The organism is Kitasatospora sp. NPDC089913 (assembly GCF_044748625.1).
Taxonomy (GTDB): Bacteria; Actinomycetota; Actinomycetes; order Streptomycetales; family Streptomycetaceae; genus Kitasatospora.
The window spans coordinates 932,137-940,529 of the sequence record NZ_JBIVGI010000001.1; the positions used below are offsets into that span (position 1 = coordinate 932,137).

An 8,393-nucleotide genomic window follows, 5' to 3' on the forward strand; every position below is an offset into this window, starting at 1 on the left:
GATGATAATAGGCTCGGAGAAAGAGTATTCTCTTGTGGGGTGCGCCGAGGAGTCGGTCGGCTTCTATTCGTTGTCCGTGGATCCGAGTCGAGCGAGTGCCGCCCGGGCCAGTGCCGCTTCCTCTGCCGCCTCGGCCCGCTCCGCCAGGGCTACGGCCTCGGTCAAAAGGGCGACCGCCCGCTGTGGCGCGCCGAGCAGGGCCTCGCACTGGCCGAGGCCCCGGAGGGCGGCTACTTCTTCGCGCGCGGCGCCGACCGATCGGGCCAACTCCATTGCAAGGGAGAGCTGGTCGCGGGCCTCGTCGAGCTCTCCGGCCGCGCGCAGGGCGTCGCCGAGTCCGGCGAGCGCAATGGACTCGTGCCGGATGCTTCCGGTCCTGCGGAAGGTGGCCAGCGCCGAACGGTACAGCGACAGCACGCGCTCCAGCTGTTCCGGGACTGGGAGCGATGCGGCGAGGTTTATCCGTACGACGGCCAGCTCGAAGTGCGGCATCGAGCCGTTCTCCAGGCTCAGTACCTGTTCGAAGGAGGCGCGGGCGGCGGCGTGGTCTCGAATTCCCAGATGCAGGTCGCCCAGATTGTTGAGAATTCTGAGCTCCAAAGTCCGATTGCCCATTCTGCGGGCCAGTGGAAGTGCCGTCTCATAGGCGACCAGAGCCTTTTTTGGATTTCCCAGAGAGTTCTCCAGGATGCCGACGTTCGCCAGGCATCGGGCAGTGTTCCAGAGGTCGCCTGTTTCTCGTCGGATGCGCAGGGCCTCCTCCTGGTGGGCGAGGGCCTCGCTCAAGGAGCTCCGGTACCAGTGCAGTGCCCCCAACAGGCTCAAAGCCTCCGCCGTGGCGTCGTCGTCGCGCTCGGCGCGGGCGAGCGTCAGGCCCCGCTGGAGCGCCTCCTGAGCGGCCGGGTAGCGGGAGGCGTTGGCGAAGGTGGCCCCCAGGTTGATCAGAGCACGGGCCTCGCGGCGGTCGTTCGATGCCGAACGCCAGTACGCGGCAGCGGCCTGATGCAGCTCGTGGGCCTCGCTCCAGAAGGCCTGGGCGTCCAGATGGCCGGCCAGGACGTGCGCGAGCCACGCGGTGGCCTCGGGGTGACCGGCCGTGCGGGCGTGAGCGGCCAGTGCGGTCAGGCCGGCCTGTTCAGTGTCGAGCCATTTGCGTGCGGCATCATTCGAATCCAAGTCAAGGTCGTACAACAACGTTTCCATTCCCGGCAACTGACGGAACGTCGGCAACGGTAGCCGCGATCGGCGTGGATACAGCAGCCGATCCGCCTGGTCGGCTGCTCGGAGCGTGAACCCGAGCAGCCGCCGAAGCGCGATCCTCGCCTCCTCCTCGCCCCCCTCGTCGCGAATCAGTGCGTGCGCGTACTCCTTGAGGAGGTCGTGGAGCTGATAGCGCTCCGGAGTGTTCTCCTGCACCAGGTGGCAGTGCAGCAGCGCCTCCAGCAGGTGGTCCGTCTCGTCGACCGTGCGGCCGAGCAGGGCCGCCGCCGCGTGCAGGCCGATGTCGGGCCCCGGGTGGACGCCGAGCAGCCGGAAGGCCTCCTGCTGCTCGATGGGCAGGGACCGGTACGACATCTCGAAGGCGCGGGCGACGCTCTCCGTGTCGTGCCGGATCTCGGCGAGCCGGCCGGTCTTGCGGGACAGTCGCTGGGCGAGGTGTGCGAGGGTCCAGGACGGCCGCGCCTTGAACCGGCTGGCGGCGATCTCGATGGCCAGCGGGAGCAGCCCGCACCGGTCGACGATCTCGACGATCCGGGCGCGGTCGTCGGCGCGCTCCCGTCCCACCACCGAGGTGAACAGGGCGACCGCGTCGTCCACCGGCAGGATGTCCAGGAACACCGGTCTGGAGCCGGGCAGTTCGGCGAGTCGTCGGCGGCTGGTGACGAAGACCAGTGAGGTCGGCGCGGTGGGCAGCAGCGGTCGGACCTGTGCCGCGGTCGCCGCGTCGTCGAGGACGACCACTGCGCGCCGGGTGGCGAGCACTTCGGCGCACAGGGCGAACAGTTCCTCGCTGTCGATCGGGACGGTGGTGGCGGGCACGCCGAGCCGGCGCAGCAGCGCGGTGGCCACGGTCTGGGGTGCGAGCGGGCGTCGGTCCACTGCGTGGGCGCCCAGGTTGAGGTGGGCGTAACCGTCGGGGAAGCGCCCCCGCATGAGGTGCGCGGCATGCAGGGCGAGAGTGGTCTTGCCGACCCCGGCCATACCGAGGATCGCCGAGACGGTCACCACGCCGCCCTGCTCCGCGGCTTCCTCGGTGCCGCCGAGGAGGCGGCGCAGGTCGTCCCGGCGTCCGATCATGCGCCGGCCCGCCGGAGCGGACGACGGTGCGCCGCCGCGCGGGTCCTCCGGAAGCGGGGCGGCGGTCGCCCGTGGGCCGGCCGTTGGCCGTACGGCCGTTGTCCGTACGGTGGGCGCGGCCAGCGGGGCGCCGGTGAGCATGCGCTCGTGCAGGCGGGTGAGGGCCGCGCCCGGGCTGGTGCCGAGGTCCGCGTGCAGGCGGCGGACGACGGCGGGGTAGACGGCCAGTGCCTCCGCCTGCCGCCCGGCGCCGTGCAGCGCGACCAGGAGGTGCGCGGCGACCCGTTCGTCGGTGGGGCGGTCCTCGCGGAGGGCGGTGAGTTCGGGGACGACCTCCCCGAAGCGGCCGAGCCGGAGGTCGATCTCGATCCGCAGCAGCGTGGTGGCCAGGCGCTGGTCGGCCATGGTGGCGCGGGTGGACTGGGCCCAGCCGCCGGGCAGTCCGGCGAGCGGTTCACCTCGCCAGATTTCTTCGGCGCGGCCCAGGACGGTCCTGGCCTGGATGTCGTCGCCGTTGTCGGCGAGTCGGCGGGCGTTTCGAGACAGGTCGACAAAGCGATGCCAGTCGATCAAATGCGTGTCGGCACGCAGCGCGTATGTGTGCGATCGGCTCTCGATGGTGGGGATGTCGCGGGGCGAGCCGGGGTCCTCGGCGGCAACGGCCAATCTCAACTGACGCCGAATGCGGGAGACATGGCTGTAGATGCTGGCGACCGCGCTGGGCGGCGGTTCCTCGTCCCACAGGCGGCCTGCCAGCAAGTCGTGGCTGAGCGGCCGCCCGACGTCCAGGGCCAGGGCGGCCAGCAGTCGGCGACCCTTGTCCGAGCGAATTGCCGACAACTCGCCGTTCACCGAAAGTTCAACCGAACCCAGAAGATGGAACTCCATTCGACGCCCCCCGCCGGTCGGCTTCCAGCGTGCCGTGTCGGAGAGGATCCCACGTGCGCTGGTGCTGAGCCAGACCGCATCGGCCTGTCGGGGCGGGCGTTATTGACAATTCGACCGACTGGGCGTCAGGTGATATGCGGGAGTCGGCGATTGTTCGGTCACACGGGTCACATCGGTCGTTCACGTCACTTCGGTCCGTCGTTCTACCGGTAGGGGGAGCCAGTGGAGCCAAAGGGGTTCGGAGCAGCCGGGGTCCGAGGTCGGCCGCGCGTCGGGAGCCGCCGATGAGCTCGGCGGACGGAGCACGTGAACAGCGCTTCGAGACACGGAACTCCCTGTCCGGCGGGAGGGTCGAGGGTTCCGTGATCCAGGCGGGGGAGATCCGCCATCTGACGGTCTACGGCGGCCCCGCCGAAGCGTCCGCTGCCCCGGTACTGCCGGTTCCGAGGCAACTGCCGCCGACGCCAAGGCGGTTGATCGGCCGCGACGCCGACTTCGCGGCCCTGGACAGCGAGTTGGGCGATTCCCCGGGTGCCGTCGATGTCACGGTGGTCGTCACGGGTCCCGCCGGGGTGGGCAAGACCGCGCTCGCCGCCCAGTGGCTGCGCCGGCTGGCCGGGCGCTTCCCGGACGGTCAGCTCTACGCGGACCTGCGCGGCCACGCCCCGGGCGGGCCCGCCGATCCCGCCGAGGCCCTGGGCGGTTTCCTGCGGGCCTTCGGCATCGCCCCCGTGCCCAGCAGCCTCGCCGAGGGTGCGGCGCTCTGGCGCTCCCTCGCCGCCGAGCGCCGGATCACCGTTCTGCTCGACAACGCCTCCACCGCCGCCCAGGTCCGGCCGCTGCTGCCCGGTTCGGAGCACGCCGTGGTCGTGGTGACCAGCCGCCGCCGGCTCACCGGGCTGGGCATAGACGGTGCCGTGTTCCGACCGGTCGGCCTGCTCTCGGACGACGCGTCCGTGCAACTGCTGGCCCAGCGGGTCGGCGCGGAGCGGGTGGCCCGCGAACGGACCGCCGCCGTCCAGGTGGTGGAGCGTTGCGGCCGGCTCCCGCTCGCCGTCTGTCTGGCGGCGGCCCGGATCGCCGCCCGTCCGGTGCAGCCGCTCGCCGCCACCGCCGAAGCCCTCGGGCAGGAGTCCCAGGGGCTCGCCGCGCTCGACGTCGAAGGGGAAGCCGTGCAGCACGCGTTGGACGCCTCCTTCGAGGTCCTGGGGACGGACACCGTCCGGCTGTACGGGTTGCTCGGTCTGCTGCCGTTCCCCGTCTTCACCCTGGACGTCGCCTGCGCGGTCGGCGGCCTGGCCCCGGACGAGGCCGACCGGCTGCTCGACGGGCTGATCGACGTCCACCTGCTGGAGGAGGTGGAGGGCGGCTTCCGCTTCCACGACCTGGTCAAGCTGCATGCCCGGGCGCGGGCCGAGGCGGTGCGGGACCTGCCCGAGGGCCGGTCCGCCGTCGACCGCGTGCTCGACTGGTACCTCGCCCGCACCACCGCGGCCGAGGCGCTGCTGAGCCCGAGCCGCCGCACCCTGCGTCGCGACTACGCCGTCGAACCGGGCCCCCGGGCACGGGAGTTCGCGGACGAGGCGGCCGCCGTCGGCTGGCTCGACACCGAGACGGGGCGACTCGCCGACACCGTCCGCTGGGCCGCCGCGATCGGCCGGGCGGCCACCGCCTGGCAACTGGTCGACGCCATGTGGCCGTTGTTCCTGCGGCTGCGCCCGGCCCGGCTCTGGGTCGAGGCGCACCGGATCGGGCGGGAGGCCGCCCGGGCCGCCGGCGACCGCGAGGGCGAGCTGCGGATGCTCACCTCCGGCGGCAACGGTCTGCGCAACGCGGCCGAGGGGGAGGAGGCTTCGGAGTGGTTCACCGCGGCGCTGCGGCTGGCCCGTGAGGTCGGCGAACCACTGGTCGAGGCGGACGCGCTCTACGGCCTGAGCCAGACCCACCGGACGGCGGGCCGGCTCACCGAGGCGGCCGACTGCCTTCGCGAGGTGGCCGCGCTGAGGGAGGCCCGGGGCTACGCCCGCGGCACGGCACTGGCCCGGTTGGCGCTCGGCGAGGTGCTGCTCGCGGCCGGCCGCCCGGCCGAGACCCTGCCCGTCGTCCTGGACGCCCACCGGGCCCTGGTCGCCGTCCCCGACCCCTACGAGGCCGCGCGGGCGCTCGCCTTCCTCGGCCAGGCCCACGTCGCACTCGGCGCCTACGACCGGGCCCGGCACTGCTACGCGGAGGCGCTCGCCGAGTTCCGCGAGGGCCGGGCCCGCCACTGGGAGGCCCGGGTGCTCGAACTCGTCGGCGACCTGGCCCGGGCGCGCGGAGACCTGGTCGAGGCGGCCGCCCGCTACGGCGAGTCCCTGGCCCGCTACCAGCACCTGGCCGCTCCCGACGCGGCTCGTCTCGAGACCGCGCTCGCCGCCCTGACGGCGCCGCCCGCTCCGCCACCTGCTGCGGACTGAGCGCGGGTACGCACCCGCCGCGTCACCGCGACCCGGCACCGGCGCGCCGCCCCGGCCGCTCGGCCGGCCCGCCGGCCCGCCTGCCGGAACCCGCTCCGGCAGGCGGGCCACCGAGCGGCCGCGGGACTTCAGGCGCCGCGCCGGGCCGCCCGGCGGGTGACCGGTGCTGCCAGCGCGACGAGCTCGGCGAGCCTGCCGCCGGCGGCGAGCCACGCGTGGGCGAGCGAGCCGAGGACGAGCCCCGGGACGGGCGAGGAGGTGCGGAGCACCAGACCGCCGCCGCTCCGGGCGAGGACGAACAGCGTGCCGTCCGCGTCGTCGGCCGTGGCGACCGCACAGCCGGGGAGCGCCCCGAGGACGGCGGAGAGCCGCTCCCGGGCCCGGGCCCGGCCGGTGCGGCCGAGGTGCAGCACATCGGCGTGGTGACGCCAGTGCGTGGCACCCGGTGCGGTGAGGTCGAGCGCCAGGTGCTCGTCGACGAAGGGACGGGGCACCACGGGCCCGGCGGTGCGGTCGACGGTGAGCAGCAGCCCGCACCGGACCCCGGCCGAGGAGCGGATCCGGGCCTCGACGCTGCGGCCGGGCTCCCCGGTCGACGGCGTAGGGCCGTCGACCGGGGCGAGCAGCACGGTGCGGAACGCGGTGCGCGGAGGGGTCACCGCCCGGCCCTCCCCGCCCGGCCGGTCGTGCCGGCCGACGGCCACAGCGGTGCCGGCAGCGGCAGGACCGGCGGCTCCGGCACGTGGGCGGGTTCGCCGAGGCCGAGGACGCGGTAGAGCAGTCGCCGCATCCGGCGGTCGAACCGGCCCGGTTCGGAGCTGATCCGGGCGGCGATCGCCGCGTAATCGGACCGCCGGTACTGCCGGGCGGCGTAGTCGAGCTGGGAGGTCAGGGGATGGGCCGGGCTGAGCGCGGGCGCGGTCCGCGCGAGCAGGGCGCCGGGCGAGCGCGGGTTGACGTCACGGTGCGGGTATTCGGCGAGCAGGATCGGGGCGCCGGTCATGGTGCCGTAGAGGGTGACGGAGCCGTGGTCGCCGATGACGAAATCGGCGGCGACCAGCAGCGGGCGCCAGTCCTCCTCGGGCCCGAGGACGGCGACCGCCCCGCGGGCGGTGGCCGTCGCCCAGGACCGGACGGCCCACGGACCGTGGGCGGCAGCCACATTGGGGTGCACCAGCAGCGCGGTGCGGTAGCCGCGCCTGGGCAGTTCGCCGGCCAGTCGCGGCAGGACGGCGTCGAGCCGGGTGAACAGCGAGCCGCTGCCCCAGGTGGAGCAGACCAGCACCAGGCGTTCGCCCGGCCGCAGCCCGAGCGCGGCCCGGTAGCGTTCGCGGGCGGGGAGGGCGGCGGCGATCCGGTCGTAGCAGCCGTCCCCCACCACCTCGGTGATCGGCAGTGCCTCGGGGCAGCCGCGGCCCACCTCGGCGCGCTCCTCCTCGTGTGCGAGGGCGAAGGCGGAGGGCATCACCCGGCCGTTCAGGACGATGTACTCGGGCCCCAGGCCGGACACGGTCCGCCCGCTGCCGGCCCCGCTCCCGCTCCCGGCCCCGCTCCCGTTACCGGCCCCGCTCCCGGGACCGGCCGCCGACAGCTTGATGTGCCCGGCACCGTGCGGCAGCCGGACCAGCGGCCCGCGCAACCGCTCCAGCCCCTGCGAACCGGCCGCGAGCACCAGGTCGAACTCCCGGCGGACGGCCTCCTCCCAGGGCAGCACCGTGCCGCCGAGCCTGCGGACGTGGGCGGCCGCTCCCGCGTTGAACGCGTGCGGTGCCACCGTGAACTGGACGTGCACCCGAAGATCGGCGCCGAGCAGCGGATAGATGTCGTGCAGGCGCTGGCCGTAGACTGTCGAGTGGACGACCACCAGCACCTCCTTGCAGCCGGTCAGTGTGGCCCAGCGGCGACCGCTCCCGGTCTCACCGTGGCCGGCCCTCGCGCTCCCGCCCTCCTCGCGGGCGATCTCTCCGCGACCGCCCGCCTCGTGCGCGACGTTCCCGTGCGCGACGTTCCCGCGGTCGACTTCCCCGTGTTCCCCGTGTTCCCCGTGCACCAAGGTCATGTCGTTCCCCCTCCTTGATCCCGGACCGGGGCCCCGGGTCCCGGCGGCCCCGACGGGGGTGTGCCCGGGCGTTCTGGCGGATTCCATGACGGTCCCTGGCCGGGGCTTGCGCAAAGCTTGCGGCGGCCTTGCCCCCGGTCCGGCGGGCCCGGCAGCAGGGAAGGGTACTGAGTTCCTTTACCAGGGGTACTGAGTGCCGTATCCTCTTCGGAGAGCCTCTGACGCTGTTGACGGAGAGCCGACAGGGCAGGCCGGTCCGGGTGGTGCGACACCGCTCGCGGGGCGCGGCCGGGCCGGACTTGGCACTCAGTACCCTCGGCGGGCTGCGAGGCCGTGGACCAGTGCATCCGACCAGTGCACCCGTACCAGGAGAACCGCTCATGAGCTTGAGGATCGTTGTCTGTGTGAAGTACGTGCCGGACGCGACGGGTGACCGTCGTTTCGCGGACGACCACACCACCGACCGGGAGGGCGTGGACGGCCTTCTGTCGGAGCTGGACGAGTACGGGGTGGAGCAGGCGCTGCGGATCGCGGAGGCGAACGAGGGTGCCGAGGTGACGGTGCTGACGGTGGGTCCGGACGACGCGAAGGACGCGCTGCGCAAGGCGTTGTCGATGGGTGCGGACCGGGCCGTGCACGTGAACGACGAGGACATCCACGGTTCCGATGCGATCGGGACGTCGGCGGTGCTG

General features: G+C 73.6%; 5 protein-coding genes. 2 read left to right on the top strand and 3 right to left on the bottom strand.

The genetic code is table 11. The features are described 5' to 3' along the window. Window positions 1-63: 63 nt before the first annotated feature. A complete protein-coding gene (locus ACIPYS_RS04210; protein ID WP_400742786.1) occupies window positions 64-3,186 on the bottom strand; it encodes an AfsR/SARP family transcriptional regulator in 3,123 nt (1,040 codons plus the stop codon). 284 nt (window positions 3,187-3,470) lie between these two features. Between ACIPYS_RS04210 and ACIPYS_RS04215 the strand changes: the two genes are divergently transcribed. After that, entirely contained in the window at window positions 3,471-5,642 is a 2,172-nt protein-coding gene (locus tag ACIPYS_RS04215; RefSeq protein ID WP_400742788.1) for an ATP-binding protein, read from the top strand. Between the two features lie 128 nt (window positions 5,643-5,770). On the opposite strand, the gene ACIPYS_RS04220 is transcribed toward ACIPYS_RS04215, so the two are convergent. Both ACIPYS_RS04220 and ACIPYS_RS04225 read right to left on the bottom strand, forming a co-directional pair. Next, window positions 5,771-6,301 (bottom strand): hypothetical protein, encoded by a 531-nt coding sequence (locus ACIPYS_RS04220; protein WP_400742790.1) that lies wholly within the window; start codon window positions 6,299-6,301, stop codon window positions 5,771-5,773. Further along, window positions 6,298-7,701 (bottom strand): hypothetical protein, encoded by a 1,404-nt coding sequence (locus ACIPYS_RS04225; protein ID WP_400742793.1) that lies wholly within the window; start codon window positions 7,699-7,701, stop codon window positions 6,298-6,300. Before ACIPYS_RS04225 ends, ACIPYS_RS04220 begins: the two co-directional genes overlap by 4 nt. Before the next feature lie 380 nt (window positions 7,702-8,081). Here ACIPYS_RS04225 and ACIPYS_RS04230 point away from each other — a divergent pair. Continuing rightward, the coding region (locus ACIPYS_RS04230; protein WP_400742795.1) for an electron transfer flavoprotein subunit beta/FixA family protein at window positions 8,082-8,393 on the top strand (312 nt) is incomplete at its 3' end.